Raw genomic sequence first — 20,482 nt, forward strand, 5'->3', positions numbered from 1 at the left:
TTTAACCCTCCATCTGCCCTATGACGGCTTTCAGGCTTTCCAGCCACTGCTCAGTCGGAATGCTGGCAAACGAATAGCCGGCGTGGGGCTGGTACCCGTTGCCCAGGGACACAGTCCTGACGTGCGGGGCAAAGTGCTTCAGCCCGGACAGGATCGTCCACTCCAGGTAGTAGGGCAGGCCGGCGAAAAAGGCCAGATCGTGCGGCCCTTTTCCATCCAGCCCCTGCCATCCGGAGTCTGCAAGCCTGTGGGCGGCTTCCACTGCCGGCAGGATCGTAGCCTTCGTGTACCCTCTGCTCACCAGATTGCGGTTGGTGTGGCCGGTTGCTATGATAGGGATGTTCTTCGTGTTTCCGAGGTCGATCAGATAATCCAGCAGCTTTCTGTCGCCCGCGGCGATCTCTGCGGCCAGATGTCCGATGATCATGACAGGACGTTTCGATCGTTTGATCATGGCGACTACCACTTCAGGTTTAGAGATGGCCGCCGCCTTTCTGGGCCCGGAGATCTCGGCGATCTGCCAGGGCTCGAGTATAGCCATTGCTTATCATACCTCCCTATTCGAGAACTCGTCAGCTCCCGGCCAGTGCCGGGAGCCACTCACGGCCTCTGGCCTGGAGCTTTTCTCTCCTGCCAGCCGGCCTGCTGTAGCACTCTGGAAATTTCCTCCTTCATGGTGATCGGTACGTCGCTCATGCTGCGGACAAACAAGGGCAGGTCCTCAGGGATAGTGCCGAGCACCCGCCTGTGGAGATCAATGTAGTGGGTGAGCTTGATCGCCCGCCCTTTGCCGGTGTCGTTCGGCCGCATGCAGAGCTTGGCGGCAAGCACCATCGCCTCCTCTTTGGTCTCCGCGGCGATGAACAGGTGCTCGGGCACGGGGCCGGCGTAGACCTGCTCGCCCGTCCCGGGATCGGAGGTGTACCAGTCCTCCTCCCTGTCAGCCCGGCCCAGTAGCATCCGTCTGTACTTCGACCCGTGGGGCCCGACTATGACCGGTATGCCCAGCCGCACAAATCCCATCGCTATGGCCGCCGCCTTCTGGGACATGGCACCCCAGACCACGCCTACTGCCCCGACGCGGTTGTAGACGTAGTCGGCGATCTCCTCGAAGTTGCCGCGGAGGCTGCGCCTGGCGAAGATGCTGGCGATCTTGACTGCGGCGCCGGCTATGTGAGCGTTGGAGACACACGAGCCCACGTTGACAATGCCCCCTGCGTCGAAGTCACCCGGGTGCTGCTCGTAGGGTGTCTTTCCTTCCTCGTCTCTGTACATCGAGATGGACATAGCCGCGCAGCCGGAGGTCACCGCGATAAACCTGCGCCGGGCGAACTCAAGGCACATCTCGGCCACCTCTTTCCCGCCGTTCGGGTAGTTGGCGCAGCCGGCAAACGCGATGACTCCCGGGATCTCTCCCAGGACGATCGGCCCTCCAACCTGCCGGATTTCCACGTCCTGAATGGCACCTCTGCCGACGCGGATCTTGAACTTCTCGTCCCTGGTTTTGTGGGCGGCCGCCGCAGTCATGACGGAATATACGGGGATCTTTTTGGGGCACGCCTGCTCGCAGCGGACGCAGCCGTTACACCTATCGTATACCTCGCCGATCGGCGCCAGATCTCTGGCTGCGACCGCCCTGATCGCCCCGGGCACCGGGAGGTCGTTGGGACAGGCCCGCCGGCACTGCTTACAATCGGTGCAGGCCCTGGCCATATCGGCGATATTCGGGGGCGTAGAGACTTTGTTCCTGCGCGCCGGCGCAACTGAGCGAGCGACTCTGACAGCGATCTTCCCGGCTTTTTCCGGGTCGAGGACCAGCGCCCCGGCCGCTTTCCCCGTCTCCAGGTCAGCGACTATCGCGTCGGCCGGATCCCCTGTCCGATCGGGCAGGCCCATGCAGTTCTTCTCCGAGGTCGCGATGACTCGCGAGCCGATTTTTTCCGCCTCGAAAAGCACATCTGTCCGGATGCACTGCTCATCTGTTACGATGACATCCGGAATGCCGCTGCGGATGTACTTGATCTGCCAGGAGAGAGGGCCTACGATCTTCGCGCTCTGTGAATACCTGGTAGCATCGATGGCTGTGCAGCAGATGCCGGTCACTTCGACCTGTCCGGTGAGGCCTTGCTCTTTGAGGTACTCGATGATGCTGACCGAGGGAAGCACGTTGTGCCCGACGACCAGGATGACCGGCATAGACTGATCGATCGTGCCCATGCCCAGTTCGGCCAGCGGTGCGTCAGGTTCCGCTTTCGGGTACTCCAGGGCCGAGATCTGAGCTATGTCGGCGACCTCCAGGCCGACCAGGTCCAGCATGCCGGAGTGGAACACTTTGGACTCGAAGTCGAGGCAGTCTCCCTCCTGCCCGGTGTGCGCCGTCGCGAGCAGGCCGGTGATCTCCTTTTCGAGGTAGTCCAGCACTTCGTCCAGATCGCCCAGCTTTTCGGGCTTGAGCCCGCACACCAGCCGCGTCAGCGGCGCTTCGACCTCTGTCGAGAGCCCGCCGACGTCGAGCGGATGGCCGCTGCCGTACCGGCTGATCAGGTGGGTGACCAGCTCTCTGGCGTGGCTGACGTGGGTGGCGGCCCCGATACACGTGGCGATCAAAACCATGCGGGACTGCTGGGCCGCCATCTGGATTCCGCAGGCTCCCCGCCTGTCACCGGTAAGGTCGCATTTTCCGGCTGTACATATGCAGCAGACGTCGCAGTACGGCATGTAAAACGGCCGATAGCGCCCGAGGAGTTTCCTGTCCCAGCCTCGAAGTGCCGTCATCGACGGAAACGGGGTGGGGCCGACTTTTTCTTCCCAGTTTTGCGGAGCTATCCTGCCGACTGAGACCTCAAATTCCTTGATGCGCCCCAGTTCGGATTCCAGCTCTTTAAACCTGAAATTCAGATCTTTCAGATCCAATGATATCACTCCGGATGTTTTTCCCAGATACCTAATGATTAATCATTACGATTTTACACGTGAGTATTTCATGATTTATATTTAATACCATTAGTTAAAACATAATTTAATAATACAACTTTATTATATGGCGGAATTGGGCTGTAGAGTCCGTTATCCTGTATGCAAGGGACTGCTTACAGTTGGTTATGCGAGGGAGACCTTCGTCTCGGTTATGCAAGAGAGACCTTCGTCTCGGTTATGCAAGAGAGACCTTCGTCTCGGTTATGCAAGAGAGACCTTCGTCTCGGTCACAGCGCAGCATTCGTGTTCGTGTACCTTCCCTTGTGAATAAGTAAGGGCAGAGGTATAGTTACCGATAAAATGTGAGAAACTCAGAATTATTCAACACAGCATTTAGAATTAATTATTTATCCACTCGGGCCGTATTGTATAAGGTTATTGTCCTTCATGTGACATGCAGGTGATCTCTCATGCCCACCCGGGAAGAAATGCTCGAACACGCCAACCAGAACATCAACGCCATCATCGCCAAGATGCTCGCCGACGAGGAAGAGCTCGAAAGAGACGTCAGAAACCTGGAGCACTACTCCGACGTCTTCCTCATGCTCATGGATCTGGACGAGAAGCAGAAAAACTGGACCTCGGACGTCTGGAAAGGCGAGATCCACGCGCTGTATGATCCCCTGATGGAGCTCCGCAAGAACATCCTGCTTATCCGGGAACGGTTCTGGACTTCGGGCGAGAAAGCGAGGGACTACACCAAAGAGCCGGATATCGTCAAACCTTAGTCCAGAACATTATCTCCTAATATCCGTTTAGAGATTGGGGATTGTTTACCACAGGGGTTCATATCGGCTGTTCACCACAGAGACCCATAGAGATACGGTTTACCACAGAGGCACGGAGGTTCACAGAGAAACGGTTTACCACAGAGGCACAGAGGGACACAGAGACTTACTTTAAAATTAATTATCAATATGTCCTTATATCTAATATTCTCTGTGCGTCTCTGTGCCTCTGTGGTTGACCGTTTCTCTGTGCGTCTCTGTGGTAAACCAGTCGCTGAGGACTATTCCTCGTTCTCCTCAGCCCCGGCCGGGGAGACTATGGAACCTTTGCTGACCAGTAGGTTGATCGAGTCGTTCTCCTTATTGTACCTGACCAGCACATTCTCGAACTCTAAAACGTCTCCATACTTTGCCTTCAGCAGCGCCTCATTGTCCGGCTTGACGTTGTACTGCGCCAGCATGGCATACGTCGGCCCTGCGGGAGTGCCGTCGCATATCTTGAAGACGTGGTCTTTCTTGTCTCCCAGATCGCCGGACATGACTGCGGCGACGACGTTGAGGCGCTTCTCCACGTGCTTTTTGAGCATGGCGAGCCTCATATAGCTCGCCCGGCGGGGCACTCTGTACTTTTCTCTGGTCAGGGTATCTTTCCTTAAGATTGCATAGGAGAACTTGATGTCCGTATTCAGGTACTTGTAGGACTCTTCCGTGTCCGCCAGCTTCTTCATGAGGCCGGTGGGCTGGATGTCGTCCTTCTCCTCGAAGCTCCAGCACATGTCTGCCTTGCACTTGTCGCACCATATAAATGCACAGGGGCTGTATATGCCCAGGCCTTTATCGAGCAGCCTCCGGACCAGGCGGCGCATTCGGGTGGAGTTTTCCTTATCTGCCGGCTCTATGATGACGATGTTGCCGTCCGGCGCCAGGTGGGAAGCCAGCTCGACTACCGCGTCGACCTTCGCATCGAAGGGCGCGTCGATCTCGTTGAGGACATTGGAGAATACCATCAGGTCAATGCCGTCTGGCACCGGGGGCTTTTCCATGAGATCAGCTTTCACCGGCTTCTCTATCCTGACACGGCCTTTCTGTCCGGCGTACTCCGGCACCAGCGTAAGGTATGCCTCGATGTTCTCGTCGTATTTTTCCAGCGAGTATACGGTAGCCTCAGCCCTGTCCAGCCGGTTGTAGTAATCGACGATGGCGAGGGGTACGGTACCGGGGCCTGTGCCGATGTCCAGCACCTTGATACGGTCCTTCAGCAGGCCGTCTGTGGCCAGATCGTGGAGCACGTGCTGGAACTGGACGAAGTAGACGGGAAACTGGTATGCTAAATAGCCCAGCACGCTGTAGCCGCTGCTGTAGTCGATCTTCCTGGCCTTGCCTTCCTTCCAGTACTGCGTTTTCTGCGCCTGGACTGCCTGCCGGAGTTTCTCGAGCACCGCGGGATCGTCATACTGCCTGTGGGTTTTCCTTTCCACGTAATTCTCGATCAGCCGCTCGAGCTTCCTTGGCACTCTCGGAGCCTTGAAAAAGGTCTGCACTCTCTCCAGTTCCTCTTTGCCCAGCGCAAGCGGGGCAGGTTTGGGCAGCCGCTCGATACGGTAGTCTTCCCCTTCGGGCACCGCCCTCAGCCCGGTTTCATCCAGCAGCGGCTCGACGATCCTGTATACGTCGGCCGTGCTTACTTCATCCTTCGTATAGTCCCGCAGCTCGGAAAGCATGAAGGATGGCTTCATCCTCGAAACGTATTTCAGGGCTGAGACGATCTCCCGGTCACTCATCGCTGTCACTTTACCTGTGCCGAGTATAAAAGCGTTGCCTGTCTACCAGCGTCTGGCCATTAGAATGCTTGAGAATCGCGGGTGTTTTTTAATCACGTTTCTCATGATCTGCCTGACCTCGCCGTGCCTGCCGTCCAGCGCCAGAGCCTGCCTTAACCGCTCTACAGAGTACAGCACGCCCTCGACATAGTCTATGTTGCACGAATAGTTCAGGGCAGACGTGAAATAGTTGGCAGCCCGGGCATACTCCTTTTTCCCGCTCGCTGCCAGGCCGAGGTTGATCAGCTGATCGGCCACGCTTCTGGTGTTGCCTGCTTCCCGTGACGTCCTGAGGGCTTTCCTGCAATAGTGGTCTGCCAGGTCAAACTCGCGCATACTCAGGTATATTATAGCCATCAGGCTGTAGGTCACAGTACGCATCTGTCGGGCAGTCAGCCGGCCGTTATACGGGAAAGAGTTTTCGGCCTCTTCTAAGGCTTTGAGCGCAGCCACGGGGTTTCTCATGGCTATATAGCAGGTGCCGATGTTATTGCTCACGGTCATGGCGTCGCATTCGTCCGTGCAGCCTGCTCTTGCTTCCCGGAAGCTGTCGATCGCGCCCCCGGCGTCGCCCAGTTCATACTGTAGCACCCCCATGTAGAATTTTATCAGTGACCTGGTTTTCAGGTCTGCGAGGCTGATGCCTGTCTCGAAAGCCCTGATAGCCTCTTCATAGTCGCGTAGCTGTATTTTTATGCAGCCTGAAAGCAGGCAGTCGTAGGCTTTCATATCTGCATCTGTCGCCACCTCGTACGCTTTTCTGGCATATTGCGCAGCCAGTCTGCTTCTGCCCGTGATCAGGCTGTTCAGCGTCAGCACCGCATAATAGGCATGCTGCAGATATCGGTTTGCGGTGCCGGGGCGTAGCTTCGCCAGGTAGTCGGCGAGCTGCGGGGACGGGTGAATGTTGAACAGGAGGATGGACAGGGCTATGATAAGGTCCTGCTTGTCTTCTCCGTCCTCCGGGTAGCTCCGGAGCTTTTCCACGGCCTGAGCCAGCGGTCTCGACGCCTCTGCTTTTCGCGTCTTCTCCAGCATGGCGAAATACCATGGGTAGGCAGAAATCCTGTCCAGGTTCTGCCTGACTCGGTTACTGAGATCTCTACCGAGACATTTTCTATCGTACCGATCGATCAGGATGTGGACATATCTTACCATGGCCGTCACCTGGCGTACGTTACTCGGCAACTGCGACGTTTCACCGTATCTTCTCCCGGGAAGGTGCCTCAGCTCCGCAACTGCCTCGAACGCCAGCGGATTGTCAAGGTCCACGATCTCCTTTTTTACACCGAGGGCATAGAACGCCCCGCGAAGCGTCGTTTCCACTCTGCGCAAGAACTGGCTGAAATAAGGGTAGAATGTCTCGAAGGGCGGTAAATTTGCGCTCCGGGCTCGTGTTTCCGACAGACCGTCGTAGACGTGCCTGGCGAGAGCGCACTCCGTGTCCGGGCCTGCCAGTTGGTGGAGACGATCGTAATCCGTCGAACCGATGATCGTGATCGCTGCCATCATTCCCTCTCTGCCAGCGGCCTTCTTTAAAATCTCGGCCGATGCCAGGAGCCATTTCCCGGCGTCAGCCTCGTCGATCCTGCCCGCCAGGTACCGGGCAGTCTCGCTGTTTTCGATGAGTCCCAGGTATGTGCCCAGACTGATCAGGGTCTCCCTGCCATCCATCTGCCCATCGCGCCTCCCGTATTGTAAAAGTCGGAAGCCGCAGACATATAGGTTCACATTTGATCAGGCATTCAGAGCCGGGTATTTCTCCAGAAATACCGACTATGTCTCCAGGTCCTCTCAGCCCGGATCGCCTGATAAACAAGATATGTTTGGACGGGCTTACTCTGAAGGCTGTGCGAGTGCAGCCCTGGATAGAAAATGGCAGGGACGGCAGGCGTTTTTACTGAGAAAGGGATGAGAAAGAGTTTAAATGATCAGCCGGGATGTCTTCTCATGTCCGGTATAGCCAGGGATGAGTTGACCGGTAGGATAGATGCGATCATTTACCGGTCGCGTGGTCCAGATTCTTTTTATGTGTCCGAACATGCATGCTCTGCTGCTCGTGGCAGACAGATCAATACGTCTCTGCGTAACCTGGCCCGGGAAGTCCGGAAAGACGTGGGGCTGGGCTTATATGCTTTGCCGAGGTACCGGCGACTGCACACTTTTGTGACGCTGGCCCGGGTGACCGTACACCTGAAAGACGGGTACAGGTCCCAGTGGTTCCCCTGCCGGGTCGACGAAGTCGAAGATTACCGGGGCCGCCGTTCTTTCGAGGCGTCCTGCCCTACCAATTACCTGCACGAATCGGGCAAGACCATTAAGGAAGCTATGAACCGGCTGGGCGACGTCATCGAAGCCCGGTACAAAGGCGAAGGTCTCCACGATCTAATGCGAGAGATACCCAAATGCCCGATACTGGCGACGATCGATGTCTCTCCTGATCAGCAGTCCCGGTGGGGGACTGCGGTAATCACTCCGGGACAGGGGAGCTATACAGCCAGTATCCCCGGGTCTCAGGTGGAGGCGAGCAGTCGGGATCCCTATCAGGCCTTACTGAACGCCGAGCAGAAACTGGCCGGGCAGGGCACGACTATCGCCCCTCTCTCCGACGAACCGGTGTTCTGCGTGGCCGATGTCCCGCTTGCGCTGTTTGATGGGACCCACTTACACCGGTTTTTAATATCGATCTCTTTTCACGAAAACGACGGCTCTTCCTTCTACGTTGCCCGCGCTCCTCAGGCCGGGGATCTTTCTATTCAGTCTCAGAGCTTCGACGATGCCCTCGCCGGCATCAGAGATGCCATAGCACTCGAATGCAGGGAAAAGACGCTGGCGGAAATCACCGAAATGCTGAAAGTCCCGCCTTTCCTGGCCACAGTCAGGCTGCCCCGGACATAACCGAAAACTTAAGAAGGTTTATGGCCTGTCATTCAGGCCATGTCTATCTTGCCCCGGACGACCAGCACCGGGCATGGAGCCCGCTTCACCACCGTTTCCGAAACGCTGCCCATGAACATGTATTCGAGGTTGGTCTTGCCAAGGTTGCCCACGATGATCATGTTTACCTTTTCGCTCTCCGCGAGCTTGATGATGTCTTCGGCTGGGTAGCCTCTCACGATGGTAGTGCTGACTTTGACATCCTGCTCGTTACACTTTGCGGACAGGTACCCGAGCGCTGCTTCGCCTTCTTTCTTCAGCCTCGCGTTTTCCGCCTCGTATCCGGATATGTTATCGTGGTGCTCAAGAGCGTAGATCTCGAGGCTTTTCATGTTGACTACGTAAAGCCCCAGAACGTCATAGCCGAGCTTCCTGGCCATCATCACGCCGTAATCGACGGCCAGGTTGCTATATTTAGAGCCATCTGTAGCGATCAGTATCCTGCCCATAAGTGGTCATCATGATGTTATCGCTGTAAGCTTAAAAGCATATCGAGAGCCATGCTGTATGCCCGGTTTATGCGCCCATCTATCATAGTACAGCCTGTAGCAGCTCGTAACCGAGCTTGAGTCCATAGAGGATGACCACTGTACCGCAGAGTACGTTAATCCATTTCATGACTTTCTCGTCGAGCGCACTCTTAAATATCCTGGTCGCAGTCGCCAGCCCGCAGAACCACAGGCATGAGGCGGTGACTATTCCGAAGATGAAGGCTGTAGCCATACCTGCTGGAAGGGACGCTCTCATGCTACCCAGAAGCATGGTACCGTCGAGCACTGCCTGAGGATTCAGCCAGGTCACCGCAAAACATGCAATAGTGACCTTCAGCAGCGGCTCGTTGACGTTTACCTCCCGGTCTGAGGACGGCTTCGCGGTGATCATCCTGACGCCGAAGTAGGACAGCGCCAGACAGCCTACCAGCAGCATCACGTTAATCAGCGCAGGTACTTTCTCCAGCAGCAGGCCGACTCCGAAGAAGCAGCTGAGGGCCAGCGAGATGTCGAAAGCAGTGGTGATCCCGGCTACCTGATAGGTGCGTAACGGGCCCATTCGCAGCGCCGTGTTCATGACATACAGGTTCTGCATGCCAATAGGGGCCAGGTAAGCCAGGCCCAGTAGCGCTCCCTGAAGCCAGTACTGCAGAGCAGCCGCATCCATGGCATGCCAGTCTGCACATAACTCATTTATAGTTTATCGTTGCGGGGGTAGATCAGCCCTACTCTTTCAGCCAGCCTTTGCTGACCCAGCGGGCATAGTCAGAAGCCCAGCGGTCCTTGTTGTATTTCACGGAGATAGCAAACCGCTTTCTAAAGTCCTCGTGCAGGGCGTCCTGATCTGGATATCGCTTCTTCTCTCTGATCGCGGATACCAGCTCTGCTCCCAGCCTCTTTGCCTCTTCTTTCTTCTGCGGCAGCAATGCGTAATCCTTGCCTACTGCGATGCCTACGCCTCCGATGGCGTTTGCGCCGGATTTGGTCAGGAAGGAGTTCATAATCTGGAGGATGAAATCATCATTGCCCCCGCCTGAGGTAGTGATTGAGAACCCGTATTTGCCATCGAACAGCTGGGCGTGAATGACGTCTGCCATGCGGTCGAGCAGGGTCTTGAGCTGGCCTGTCACGTTATCGATGTAGTTGGGGCTGCTCAAAATAATGCCATCGGCTGCCAGCATCCTGTCCAGCACTGCCTGAAAATCGTCCTGTTGTGGGCATCTGCCTTTAGCGTAGCAGGTGATACATCCTTTGCAGTAGTTGATCTTGAGCTTCGTGATGTCAATGAGCTCCGTATCTGCGCCAGCCTGCCGGGCTCCTTCCATTGCTGCCTCGACCAGGCCCAGCGTAGCGCTTTTTTTGCCGTGCGGGCTCGAGAGAATGGCGATGATTTTCATAAAACAGTATTTTTCTGAGAGCGACGATATAGTTTATGTATGCTTTCCCAGCGTCGGCCTGCTAAAACCCGCTATACTCACTTCTTCTGCCTATAATCGTCTGGTCATGACAATCCACAGGGCGACGCAGGCTATGATAAACTGTATTATTATCAGGACGCCTAATCCTGCCCGCAATATAAACGGGTCATCGTTACCCTGCTTTTCCTCTGGTATAGATGGGGCAGGTATGACGGTCACGACCGGCTCGCTGGTGGCAGGCCTGCTACTGGGGCCCGGTGTCGACGTTGTGACCTGATGGCCGCCTGAGGGTGAAATCTCAAAGTCGACTATCAAAGTCCCCTCGTGCACTTGTTTGATCTCGGGGTAGCGCATACCGTTCACGTCGACGATGATGTCGTAGGTTCCCGGCGGCACTCCCGTAAACTCGTAATATCCCGCTTTATCGCCGCTGGAAGTGTATTGAGGGTTATGTTCTACCGTCGTCAGTCCTGTATCGAACGTCTTGCCCTCGATGATCGTCATGTTGTACAGGGTTACTTTCGCCCCGGCGATGCCTTTTCCATGACTGTCTACGACCTGGCCGGCAATCGTGCAGGTCTGCGGAGCCGACTTCGGCGTAGCCGTAGCTTTTGCGACGGCAGCAGCGGAAAGAGCTGATAGTAGCAGAACGGAAAGAAGGATCGTAAGGATGGCGACAGCCCACAGCCCTTTACCTCTCAGGGGCATTGTCTGCACCTTCCCCTCTCTTCAGGATGCTGAAGGCGTCGAGGACTGCGAAACCCCAGACAAGCAGCGCCAGGATGCCGATTTCAAGCCCGTACAGGAGGGCCAGCGCCCAGCAGACGAAATAGCTGACCAGCAGCCATCCGCCCAGCTTTTTCTCGCCCGAGCCCAGATGAGCCAGCCCGGGCACGATCAGCGAGAGCAGGAAGATCAGAGTCTTTTTACCGTTGGCCGGGGGTCGTTCGTAGCTTCCCCCGTCGGCCGCGGCAGCCCTCTCTCTGCGGGCCTCCTTCGTGTGCGGGTGCTTTTCCGCATCGTACGTCTCTCGCGCTTTTGGATCTGACAGTACTTCGTAAGCCTCGGTGACCGCGTTGAATATCTCTGTGGCGTTTGGCGACTTGTTGACGTCGGGGTGATACTTCTTCGCCAGTACTCTGTATGCCTTCTTTATCTCTTCTGTTGAGGCCGTGCTATCCAGGCCAAGGATGGCATAATAGTCTTTCTCGAAGTCCACATCTATCAATAACTATAGTTTATAGTTATAATCCTTTCCGGGCTCGCCATGCGGTCGCCCTCTACTGGTCCTGCGCGTTTTCCTTAGACGCCGCCAGCCTGCGGGCCAGGCAGTCCTCGATCTCGGCAAACGACTGCATGATGTCGTCTGCTTCTTTCAGATATTCCGGCGGAAGTGTGGTGGTTACGGCGATCACGTAGCCTGCGCCCGCCGCTTTTGCCGATTTGATGCCCAGGGGCGCATTTTCGACCACCACGCAGTTCTCTCCGGGTACGCCAAGCTTTTCCATGCCCTTCAGGTACGGTTCAGGGAAGGGCTTGCCCCGTGGCGTATCGTCCCCGGTCACGATCGTGTCGAAAGCGTTCTCCAGCCCCGCCTTACTCAGGGTTTTCCTGACTGAGACCAGATTGCTGCCGGTGATGAGCGCCAGTTTGATCCCCTGCTCCCGGAGCATCCTCAGGGTTTCGGGCACCGCAGGGTAGGGTAAAGCATGCTCTACCGTGAGAGACCTGTATATCTCACGCTTCTCTTCGACCAGCTTCCTGATCTGCTCTTCCTGTAGATTCGAGCCTTTGAGCCTGACGATCTCCCGGCCCACATCCATCGAAGGCATGCCCTCGAGGAGGTAAATATCCAGCTGGCTCACAGCTATGCCATACTTTTCAAAAGCCCTGCGGTACGCCTCGTAATGCAGGCTCATTGTGTCAGTGATCACGCCGTCCAGGTCAAAAAGTACCGCTTTATATCTGTCTGTATCAATTCGGCAGGTTCTGGCCATCGATAGTACTTAGCGTTAAAAATATTAATAATGTCTCTATGACCAGCGCGATCACTACTGGCCATGAAGAGTCGCTCTGGCGTGGAGCATCAGGTGTAGTAAGCCGACGATGAAGAGGTTGGCGATCGCCATCACTCCGAAGAAAACCATGGCGGTGAAGATCTTTTTATTGCCTTCCTGGAGTTCGCCGCATGCCGGGCACTCGCAGGTTGCGCCATACTGGCCCGGAGGCCTCATGTGGTACTCAGTCTGTTTCAAATGCTTACGTGAAAATCCCATAACAACTTACCTCGAATTATCGACCTTAGTTCTATGAACTGTTTCGGAAACGCGATGATAAGGGTGATGCAGATTTTTCTGGGAGGAAAGTTCCCTCAGCGCCCTCTCAAAAACATTACATAAAAGTGTCCTTTCAGGACTTGATCGGGAGTTGTGAGTCAGGGGAACCTTTTTGGAAAAGGTTCCCCCGACACCCTTCTAAAACCAGCGCTCGGATCGGGATTCGAACCCGAGTCGGAGCCTCGACAGGGCCCCATGATAGGCCTCTACACTATCCGAGCATTTTGCGTTTTAGCGCAGCATTTAGCGCACCTACAAGAGCTTGAAAGCACTTATAGTTTTCCGTATGTGGGCATGTGTTTGGGGACACATAAATGAGGAAAAGGTCCCGTCCCCCGAATTTGAATCGGGGACCTGTCGGTTTCCGCAGTCGTATTAAGGTCTACAGCCGACCGCTCTGACCAGGCTGAGCTAGGACGGGATTGTCCTGTTCCACATATTGCACCACACGGGTGCGAAAATCCACATAGCTTTCAACGTACTTAAAAGTTTCGGGCTGTTTAAAATGGTATCTGGATAGTAATGCCACTCTAAGCTAAATTATCCAGTACTTCGCCCGTTTTTATGATAACTTCACCGGGGCGTTCGTTTATATGCTCTTGCAGGAACACGCATTGCCTTACAAGAGGCATGCCGACACAGTCGTTTTGGAGATTCGTCATTAAAATCCTCCATGGCCTCCGGTCCCTCACTGTTCTCCTCTCTGATCTCCTAACCTCTCTGACCTCTCCCTGAGATCGTTCTCTCTGATCTCCGGGGCCTCGGAAACCTCCCTGTTGTCCGGCTTGCGCACACGTACCATGGAAAATGTGAGGATGGGGAGTGCCCGGAGGTCCGGGAGACTTTTCAAACTGGGAGGTCGGGAGGTCTGAGAGGAGGAAGGTGATAGGCTGGAGGAATGGGGAGGGAAAAATCAGTTATTGGGAATCGCCTTGAGAATGCCTGCATTCGCAGGCGTTCAAGAGGCGAATATCCCGGCATAGGGAATGTCTAAAAAGTTTTTGGAAAGACTCATGGATGAAAAGGGTATTTTCAAGTGGGTGTATGAAAAATTGAAAGTTAGCCCTGTCTGAGTCGAAAATACCGCCAAGCACGCCAAGGAGCCAAGCACGCCAAGATTTTTTGGCGGTATCTTCTTTTCCAGATCACAAAGTTCTTGGCATTCCATAAAAATTAGCTCTTGGCGAGCTTGGCCTCTTGGCGAGCTTGGCGGCCATATAACCATAGCCAATATAACACATTTTCATAAGACTATCTTCTGCACTATATGGCTCTATATGGCCTCCATGAACCTCTTCTTGATGTCGACGTTAGAGAGCGGAATATTCGGCACGTCGGCGTTCTTCGCCAGTACTGGCACGTGGATGAACCTGGGGCCTTTGCCAGCCTTCTCCAGGGCACTGAGTAGCTCTTTAGCCGTCGCCGCTTTGGTCGTGTTGCCGATGCCGTAGACGCGTGCCAGCAGTTCTAAGTCCATGCGAGAGGAGTACGTGGGCTGATTACCCGTGGATCCGTGGGCACTGTTGTCGAAAGCTATCACTGTCAGGTTCTCCGGGCTTTCCTGAGCGATCATGCCCAGGGTGTTGGGATTGAACAGGATGCTGCCGTCGCCGTCGAGCACGACTACCTCTTTTTGCTGCCCGATGGCGAGCCCGTTGCCGATCGCCGAAACTTCTCCCCAGCTGCCGGTCATGTAGAAGTTGGTCGGCTGGTCCAGGGCTGCATATAGCTCTTTGCTGGGCACGCCAATGTTGGAGACTACGATCTTTCCCCGTAAGTAAGGTACAATTGCCTTGATCATGTCAAATCTGGTCTCAGTTGCCCGGGGCATTCTGGTGCTGCAGTTGAGATCGAAACTCCTCTCCTGTGGCTGCGGGGCAGACTCCGCCTCTTTCGCGGTCGAGCCTTCCCAGATCTTCGGGGAGAATAGGATGACGTATGGCGTATTCTCTTTGTATGACTGGTCGATCGCCTTGCGGACGGCGGGCAGATCTGCAGGCTTTTCAGCCACGAGGTATGGTATTCCCATGTTGTCGAGGACGCCGGGCAAGAACTTGCCGAAGTGCACCTGCGCCTGGATGCTTTCCTTGTAGACGCCCCGCCAGCTGGCCAGTATCGGCAGCGGGAGGTCGTACGTCTTGTGGAGCGATGATAATGCTGTCAGCGAGTTGCCGATGCCTGTGCTCTGGATGACCATTGCCGGTTTCTTACCGGACATATACAAGCCTGCGGCAATGCCTACTCCTCCTTCCTCCCTGGACAGAGGTATCTCCCGGAAATTTTTAGGGATCAGCGGCAAAAAGTTTTTCATGCGGTCGCAGGGCAGGGTTAGAACCGTGTCAATCCCGCACTGTTTCATCACGTCGATGACGGCCTGCTCTACGTTCATTCCCTTCGCTTCCATCATGCTATCACCTTCAGTATCTCCTCCATGGGCACGTCCGGGCCCGGGACTTCGAGTACCGGCTCAACCTGGTATATGGGCACTTCCTTCATCAGCCGCTCCTGGCCGCCGCCTGTGACGTTCAGTACGACTTTTCTGCCCTCAAGCAAGCCCTTTTCGGATGCCTGCACCAGCGCAGCGACTGCCACGGCAGCCGGGGGCAGGATGTCGATGCCTTCCCGGGCCTCGAAGAGCTTCTTCGCAGCGACCGCTTCCTCTCTGGTGATCCCGTACATCAGCCCGTCCGTCGCTTTCATCGCGTCGAAGACGCCCCCTCCTACTCCGTAAGGCGGAGTCCGGTTGGAGAGCACGTCGCTGTACATCTCTGCGATGGACTTCTTCGCATCTGGCATGTCTCTTTCCGGGATGATCTCCCTTCGGCCTTCTTTCCACGCGTTCAGCATGGGCACGAAGGGCAGGTTCTGGGCGAGGTGGAGCCGGGGCAGCTTCGATCCGAACCTGCCGTCTGCGCGTAGTCTCATGGATGCTTCCCATGCAGCAATGCCTCCCGTGCCGCTGCCTATGGCCTGGAAGTAGTCGTCCGGCATTCCTTTCATCGTGACCGCGGCGTCCAGCATCACCGTGCCCATGCCGTCCCGGCGGGCCACGTTCTTCGCTCCGCCTTCGGGCATCATGCCTGGCAAGGCAGCGATCCTGTTGGAGAGATTGATGGCATCTGTGTAGTCGCATCCTCCGCCTACCGAGATCAGCTTAACGCTCGCCCCCGGTTCCCTGCCAGGAATCCACAGCCGGTCTATGTTCTGTTTCGGGACCACTACGATTAGCGGGAAACCTGTGATGGTCGAGAGATACGAGAATGCTCTGGCGGTATTGCCTGCGGAGGCCAAAACCATGGCCTTACCGCCGTGCTCTTTTGCCCTGACGATGGTGGGAGGCGCCTCGAGCTCCTTGAAGCTGCAGGTCTTCATGTCTGCGCCAAGCTCAGGCCAGTAGCCGTTGAAGGCCACGTGCAGGTCGATCCCGAGCTCTTTTGCCAGGCCCTCGCTCCGGTACGTCACAGTTGTTCCCGGGGTATCGGTATGGCCGCTGGCAGGCAGCCAGTCGTAGAACTTCCACATGCCTGGCAAGTTTCTCAAGGTCAGCTGCCTGGCCGCGTACTCAGTTCTGATCAGCGAGCCGCAATCGCAGTTTAATGTATAGTGGTCTGGAACAGTTTTGCCTGAGCAAGGACAGACTAGTGTATATTCGCCCATAGAGTTTACCACACTTGTACAATTACAAATTCGGTGGAGATGAGATATAAGTTTTCGTTTTTTTGTATCGGTTGTTATACACTAAGGAAATAAGTATATATGTATTATCCTAAAGAGGTCATATTACACCCTTTCTGGGAAAGTTTTTAATATCCCATGATGATATTTCAAATTATGGCCACGCGTATCCCCCTGGGTATCAGCCGCTCCTCAAATGGATGCTCTACTGATCCCAGGCTCTCCGGCTCCGGCTATGAGAAATGCATGCAGTGCGGCAGATGTACTGCCAGCTGTCCGGCCGCTTATACTTTTGATGATTATATCCCTCGTTCTGTGATGAGTCGGCTGGCGCTGGGCATGGGAGATTCGCTGGCTGAGGCGGTCTGGAGGTGCGGCCAGTGCTATTCCTGCAGGGCCCGGTGCCCGAGAAACAATAGCGTCGGAGAGGCTGTGCTGGCGCTGCGGGAGCGCTTTGGCGCAGAGGGCAGGGTGCCCGATACGATCAAGAGTGTCAGAAGCCTGCTGCTTAATAACCTGCACAGCCGTGGCGAGACTTTTCTTCCTCAGATGCTTACGGATAAACTTTTGAGGGAGTTCGGGCCGGCCACGTACAGTCGCTGTGCAGGCAATATCGAGAAACGTGCAAGGCTGGGCTACGAGAAAGAAGATGCCAGGGCTTGCAGGATTCCCGATGATGCGATGGAAGAGATCAGGCACATACTGACCGCCACAGGATGCAGTGATACCGATGACCAGAAATAAGCGTATCCCTCAGGACGACCTGTACCTGTTTAAAAGCTGTGTGACAGGATCACTTTATCCCGGCATCGAGATATCTATCCGCTATGTGCTGGACCGGCTCGGCATCACCTATGTGGACGATCCCCGGCATTCCTCATGTTCCGGGTTCGGGTACCACACCGGCATCGTACCTCTGCGGACCAACCTGGCCCTGAATGCCAGAAACTTTTCGCTGGCTGCCGAATCGCCCTGTAATAATATCGTCTGCACCTGCCCGACCTCTTACGGCAACCTCCGGGAATGCCAGGCCCTGATTGAGCACGATGGAGCTTTAAAAGAGCAGACTGATGCAGTTCTTGCGAGCACCGGGAGGAAATACGTTCCCCCTGTCTCCATCAGCCACATTTCGGAAATTATCCTGAGCCGGATCGGGGAAATCGCGGCGAAGGCTATCCTGCCCACGGCAGGCATTAGGGCAGTAACTCACCACGGCTGCCACTATTCCAAAATCTTTTACGAGGACGTGTCTGCCGGCGACTTCGAGCGGCCGGAGGTGCTCGACAACATCGCGTCCGGCCTCGGGTGCGAGATCGTCGAATACTCCGAAAGATCGCTGTGCTGTGGCATGGGCTTCCATCACACTGTCCTGGATCGGGAGTACCCGAGGGCGGTGCTGAAGAGGAAAATCGGCAGCATCCTCGAGGCATCTCCTGACGTTATCATCACTCAGTGTCCGGGCTGCACGTTTAACCTGGACTACTATCAGGAATCAGTTGCAGGCAGCCGCATCCCCGTGCTCTACTTCTCGGAGCTCATTGCCCTGGCCCTCGGTGCGAGGCCTGCCGATATCGGCCTGGACATGCACGCGGTGCCGGTAGAGCCGCTTCTGGCGAAGATGGGGGTAGAGCCGTGAAACGGGGCAAAGCAGGCGTCTTCATCTGTCACTGCGGCGACAATATTTCGGGCACCGTGGATATCGGTGCCGTGAAGCGGGCGATGGAGCTGGAAGGGGCGGACTGTGTAGAAGACTTCCCCTATATGTGCTCGATAGCGGGACAGGCGCTGATCCACGAAAAAGCCAGAGCGATAGGCCTTGACCGGATCGTGGTGGCGGCGTGCTCTCCCGGAGTGCACGAGCGCACCTTCCAGGCCTGTGCTTCCGAGGCAGGCATCAACCCCTATCTGGTCGATATCGCAAACATCAGAGAACAGTGCTCCTGGGTGCCCGGCGAAAACCAGACCGGGCGGGCCATCGATATCATAAGATCCTCTCTGTACGCGGTCCGGCAGAAGCAGCCGCTCGACAAAGCCTCAATAAAAGTCCGTAAAAGCGTGCTGGTCATCGGCGGCGGCATATCGGGTATCACGGCCTCGCTGGCCCTGGCCCGGCACGGCATAAAGGTGTACCTTGCGGAGAAGGCGACCACAATCGGCGGCAATATGGTAAAAATCGGTAAAGTATTCTCACCTGATCGGCTGACCGAGGAGTGTGCGTTATGCTCGCTGGCCCCTCTCATGGGAGAAGTAGCCAGGAACGACCGCATCAATATCATGACACAGTCAAGGGTGACCGATCTTAGAGGGCACCCGGGTGATTTCAGGGTTACCATAGAAACCGGGCCGGTCTTCATCGATCCCGACAAGTGCGTATCCTGCGGCAAATGCTCGGCTGCCTGTAGCGTGCGGGTGCCTGATGAGTGGAACGCCGGCCTGTCGAGCAGAAAGGCTGTCTACAAGCCTTTTGCTCAGGCAGTGCCTGGCACCTACTCGATCGATCCGGACGCGTGTAAGAGGTGTGGCAAATGTGCGCGTGAATGCGACGCCAGAGCCATCAACCTGAACCGGAAGGCCAGGAAGAAAACCCTTCGGGCCGGGGCAATCATCGTGGCCACCGGCCACCGGGAGATGGACCCGTCCGGCAAGCATGAGCTGGGCTACGGTCAATTCCCGGACGTGCTGACCCAGACCGAGCTGGCCCGGCTGCTGGCCATTAACGGCCCGACAAAAGGCCGGCTGGAAGTGCCTTCCACTGGTAAGCGCCCCAGGCGGATTGTCATGGTCCAGTGCGTGGGGTCGAGAGATGAAAAGCCTGGCTCGATTCCTTACTGCTCTAAAGTCTGCTGCATGACCGCCTTAAAACACGCCCATTACGTCTCGGAGCACTTCCCGGGGACGGAGATCTACATCTGCTATACTGACATCAGAGCGCCGGGCACTTATGAAAACTACTACCGGGAAGTTCAGAAGAAAGGCGTGAAGTTCATCCGGGGCAGGGTGGGCGAGATCATCCGCGCCGGAGCCGATGACAGCGACGGCCTGCTGGTCCGGGTAGAGGACACGCTCGGCAGCGGCACGCTTGAGCTTGAGAGTGACATGGTCGTGCTATCATGCGCTTTAGAGCCTTCTCCAGGCACCCTCCAGGCGGCCAGCGCTCTCGGAATCGGCCTTTCGCCCGAGCTCTTCATCCGGGAGAAGCACCCGAAGCTCGAGCCTGCCACCACTACTTCCCGGGGGATCTTCGTATGCGGGACCGCCCAGGGTGCCAAGGATATTACTGAGTCGATACTCCAGGCTCGGGCAGCAGCATCAAAGGCATCAGAGCTGGTGAGCGCCAGATCTCTGGCAGTCGAGCCGAAGTTTGCGGTAGTGGATCCAGAGCGGTGTACACGGTGTGGCATATGCCTCAAACTGTGCCCCTACGGGGCTCCCTACCTGAACGGAAAAGTGGCTATCGACCCCCTCTCCTGCATCGGCCTCGGCGGCTGCATCTCCCGCTGCCCGGAACACGCCATCACGATGCCGTCGTGCAGCGATGAGGAACTGTTCGCCCGCATCGACGGATGCCTCGGCCCGGGCGCCGACATCATTGCCTTCCTGGACGAAAACATCGGCTACGTGGCAGCAGACAACGCCGGTGTCAACCGGATTCCTTACCCCGAAGGGGTGCGTATCATCAAGGTCCCGTCCATCATGCGGCTTGAAGCCAAACATCTTGTATACGCACTCGAGAAAGGCGCCAGAGGCGTGTTCCTGGGCGACGGCACGGTGAATTCGGCCAACGGCGCCATAAGGGCTAACGTCTCGAAGCGGGTGGGTGAGCTAAGGGCTGCCGTGGCAGCCTGCGGCTTCCGCCCGGAGCAGATCACTTACTACGAGGCCTACCTGCCCCACTTCCGGGGCCTCGCTTCCCGGCTCAGCCAGTTTTCGGCCAGCCTGGGGTCACATGCCCCGGAAGGCCGGGTCGATCAGGCAACCGGTGTCAGCTTTTAGCCCGCTACTTCCTCCGCCCATAGCACTATAATAGCTCCCCAGGCGGATTGTCGCAAGCATAAATATCTCACCGTATGCCATTTTACCGCAGGAGAGAAGATTTTTATC

At 56.2% G+C, this 20,482-nt stretch carries 18 protein-coding genes and 2 tRNA genes; 5 read left to right on the forward strand and 15 right to left on the reverse strand.

Annotation, left to right across the window (positions count from 1 at the left end; translation table 11 throughout):
- Position 1: 1 nt before the first annotated feature.
- Together cdhB and cdhA are read right to left on the reverse strand one after the other, a co-directional pair.
- Positions 2-541 carry a CO dehydrogenase/acetyl-CoA synthase complex subunit epsilon gene (gene cdhB, locus RCI_RS13875; RefSeq protein ID WP_012037081.1) on the reverse strand — a complete coding sequence of 180 codons (540 nt, stop codon included), beginning with the start codon at positions 539-541 and terminating at the stop codon, positions 2-4.
- A gap of 59 nt (positions 542-600) precedes the next feature.
- A complete protein-coding gene (cdhA, locus tag RCI_RS13880) occupies positions 601-2,922 on the reverse strand; it encodes a CO dehydrogenase/acetyl-CoA synthase complex subunit alpha (RefSeq protein ID WP_012037082.1) in 2,322 nt (773 codons plus the stop codon).
- Positions 2,923-3,386: 464 nt separating this feature from the next.
- Between cdhA and RCI_RS13885 the strand changes: the two genes are divergently transcribed.
- A complete protein-coding gene (locus RCI_RS13885; protein WP_012037083.1) occupies positions 3,387-3,704 on the forward strand; it encodes a hypothetical protein in 318 nt (105 codons plus the stop codon).
- Between the two features lie 281 nt (positions 3,705-3,985).
- Here RCI_RS13885 and RCI_RS13890 read toward each other — a convergent pair whose 3' ends face one another.
- Both RCI_RS13890 and RCI_RS13895 read right to left on the reverse strand, forming a co-directional pair.
- The gene (locus RCI_RS13890) at positions 3,986-5,485 is read right to left on the reverse strand and encodes a small ribosomal subunit Rsm22 family protein (RefSeq protein WP_048198687.1); all 1,500 of its coding nucleotides are present in this window, start codon (positions 5,483-5,485) and stop codon (positions 3,986-3,988) included.
- 42 nt (positions 5,486-5,527) lie between these two features.
- Positions 5,528-7,198 carry a tetratricopeptide repeat protein gene (locus RCI_RS13895; RefSeq protein ID WP_048198688.1) on the reverse strand — a complete coding sequence of 557 codons (1,671 nt, stop codon included), beginning with the start codon at positions 7,196-7,198 and terminating at the stop codon, positions 5,528-5,530.
- A gap of 357 nt (positions 7,199-7,555) precedes the next feature.
- On the opposite strand from RCI_RS13895, the gene RCI_RS13900 reads away from it, so the two are divergent.
- Positions 7,556-8,422 (forward strand): hypothetical protein, encoded by an 867-nt coding sequence (locus tag RCI_RS13900; RefSeq protein WP_148266644.1) that lies wholly within the window; start codon positions 7,556-7,558, stop codon positions 8,420-8,422.
- Positions 8,423-8,454: 32 nt separating this feature from the next.
- On the opposite strand, the gene RCI_RS13905 is transcribed toward RCI_RS13900, so the two are convergent.
- The 11 genes from RCI_RS13905 to RCI_RS13955 form a co-directional block, all read right to left on the reverse strand.
- Positions 8,455-8,910 (reverse strand): universal stress protein, encoded by a 456-nt coding sequence (locus RCI_RS13905; protein ID WP_012037087.1) that lies wholly within the window; start codon positions 8,908-8,910, stop codon positions 8,455-8,457.
- A gap of 82 nt (positions 8,911-8,992) precedes the next feature.
- Entirely contained in the window at positions 8,993-9,619 is a 627-nt protein-coding gene (locus tag RCI_RS13910; RefSeq protein WP_048198690.1) for a LysE/ArgO family amino acid transporter, read from the reverse strand.
- A gap of 58 nt (positions 9,620-9,677) precedes the next feature.
- The gene (locus tag RCI_RS13915) at positions 9,678-10,349 is read right to left on the reverse strand and encodes a flavodoxin family protein (RefSeq protein WP_012037089.1); all 672 of its coding nucleotides are present in this window, start codon (positions 10,347-10,349) and stop codon (positions 9,678-9,680) included.
- A 90-nt stretch (positions 10,350-10,439) separates the two neighbouring features.
- Positions 10,440-11,078: a carboxypeptidase-like regulatory domain-containing protein gene (locus tag RCI_RS13920; RefSeq protein WP_048198692.1), complete on the reverse strand. Its 639-nt coding sequence runs from the start codon at positions 11,076-11,078 to the stop codon at positions 10,440-10,442.
- Positions 11,062-11,589 carry a DnaJ domain-containing protein gene (locus RCI_RS17545; protein WP_012037091.1) on the reverse strand — a complete coding sequence of 176 codons (528 nt, stop codon included), beginning with the start codon at positions 11,587-11,589 and terminating at the stop codon, positions 11,062-11,064. The genes RCI_RS13920 and RCI_RS17545 overlap by 17 nt, the downstream gene beginning before the upstream one ends.
- A gap of 61 nt (positions 11,590-11,650) precedes the next feature.
- A complete protein-coding gene (locus RCI_RS13930) occupies positions 11,651-12,367 on the reverse strand; it encodes an HAD family hydrolase (protein ID WP_012037092.1) in 717 nt (238 codons plus the stop codon).
- A 54-nt stretch (positions 12,368-12,421) separates the two neighbouring features.
- Complete coding sequence (locus RCI_RS13935) at positions 12,422-12,625, reverse strand: hypothetical protein (protein ID WP_048198695.1); 204 nt, start codon at positions 12,623-12,625, stop codon at positions 12,422-12,424.
- A 229-nt stretch (positions 12,626-12,854) separates the two neighbouring features.
- Positions 12,855-12,927, reverse strand: a tRNA-Asp gene (locus tag RCI_RS13940).
- A 105-nt stretch (positions 12,928-13,032) separates the two neighbouring features.
- A tRNA-Tyr gene (locus RCI_RS13945) sits at positions 13,033-13,127 on the reverse strand.
- An 852-nt stretch (positions 13,128-13,979) separates the two neighbouring features.
- Positions 13,980-15,113 carry a sulfopyruvate decarboxylase subunit beta gene (comE, locus tag RCI_RS13950; RefSeq protein ID WP_231844860.1) on the reverse strand — a complete coding sequence of 378 codons (1,134 nt, stop codon included), beginning with the start codon at positions 15,111-15,113 and terminating at the stop codon, positions 13,980-13,982.
- On the reverse strand, positions 15,110-16,363 hold the full coding sequence (locus tag RCI_RS13955) for a cysteate synthase (RefSeq protein WP_012037095.1): 1,254 nt from the start codon (positions 16,361-16,363) through the stop codon (positions 15,110-15,112). Before RCI_RS13955 ends, comE begins: the two co-directional genes overlap by 4 nt.
- Positions 16,364-16,627: 264 nt before the next feature.
- Between RCI_RS13955 and RCI_RS13960 the strand changes: the two genes are divergently transcribed.
- Genes RCI_RS13960 through RCI_RS13970 form a run of 3 tightly spaced genes read left to right on the forward strand, consistent with a single transcriptional unit; the run spans position 16,628 to position 20,374 of the window.
- Positions 16,628-17,125 (forward strand): 4Fe-4S dicluster domain-containing protein, encoded by a 498-nt coding sequence (locus RCI_RS13960; RefSeq protein ID WP_231844994.1) that lies wholly within the window; start codon positions 16,628-16,630, stop codon positions 17,123-17,125.
- On the forward strand, positions 17,112-18,017 hold the full coding sequence (locus tag RCI_RS13965) for a CoB--CoM heterodisulfide reductase iron-sulfur subunit B family protein (protein WP_012037097.1): 906 nt from the start codon (positions 17,112-17,114) through the stop codon (positions 18,015-18,017). The genes RCI_RS13960 and RCI_RS13965 overlap by 14 nt, the downstream gene beginning before the upstream one ends.
- Entirely contained in the window at positions 18,014-20,374 is a 2,361-nt protein-coding gene (locus tag RCI_RS13970) for a hydrogenase iron-sulfur subunit (RefSeq protein ID WP_012037098.1), read from the forward strand. The genes RCI_RS13965 and RCI_RS13970 overlap by 4 nt, the downstream gene beginning before the upstream one ends.
- The last annotated feature ends 108 nt before the right edge of the window (positions 20,375-20,482 follow it).

This window comes from Methanocella arvoryzae MRE50 (assembly GCF_000063445.1).
Lineage (GTDB): Archaea > Halobacteriota > Methanocellia > Methanocellales > Methanocellaceae > Methanocella_A > Methanocella_A arvoryzae.

Bases quoted from the DNA above. Each gene is read 5' to 3' on its own strand.
- cdhB (WP_012037081.1), bottom strand. From the start codon at position 541: ATGGCTATACTCGAGCCCTGGCAGATCGCCGAGATCTCCGGGCCCAGA.
- RCI_RS13885 (WP_012037083.1), top strand. From the start codon at position 3,387: ATGCCCACCCGGGAAGAAATGCTCGAACACGCCAACCAGAACATCAAC.
- RCI_RS13890 (WP_048198687.1), bottom strand. From the start codon at position 5,485: ATGAGTGACCGGGAGATCGTCTCAGCCCTGAAATACGTTTCGAGGATG.
- RCI_RS13895 (WP_048198688.1), bottom strand. From the start codon at position 7,198: ATGGATGGCAGGGAGACCCTGATCAGTCTGGGCACATACCTGGGACTC.
- RCI_RS13905 (WP_012037087.1), bottom strand. From the start codon at position 8,910: ATGGGCAGGATACTGATCGCTACAGATGGCTCTAAATATAGCAACCTG.
- RCI_RS13910 (WP_048198690.1), bottom strand. From the start codon at position 9,619: ATGGATGCGGCTGCTCTGCAGTACTGGCTTCAGGGAGCGCTACTGGGC.
- RCI_RS13915 (WP_012037089.1), bottom strand. From the start codon at position 10,349: ATGAAAATCATCGCCATTCTCTCGAGCCCGCACGGCAAAAAAAGCGCT.
- RCI_RS13920 (WP_048198692.1), bottom strand. From the start codon at position 11,078: ATGCCCCTGAGAGGTAAAGGGCTGTGGGCTGTCGCCATCCTTACGATC.
- RCI_RS13930 (WP_012037092.1), bottom strand. From the start codon at position 12,367: ATGGCCAGAACCTGCCGAATTGATACAGACAGATATAAAGCGGTACTT.
- comE (WP_231844860.1), bottom strand. From the start codon at position 15,113: ATGATGGAAGCGAAGGGAATGAACGTAGAGCAGGCCGTCATCGACGTG.
- RCI_RS13955 (WP_012037095.1), bottom strand. From the start codon at position 16,363: ATGGGCGAATATACACTAGTCTGTCCTTGCTCAGGCAAAACTGTTCCA.
- RCI_RS13960 (WP_231844994.1), top strand. From the start codon at position 16,628: ATGCAGTGCGGCAGATGTACTGCCAGCTGTCCGGCCGCTTATACTTTT.
- RCI_RS13965 (WP_012037097.1), top strand. From the start codon at position 17,112: ATGACCAGAAATAAGCGTATCCCTCAGGACGACCTGTACCTGTTTAAA.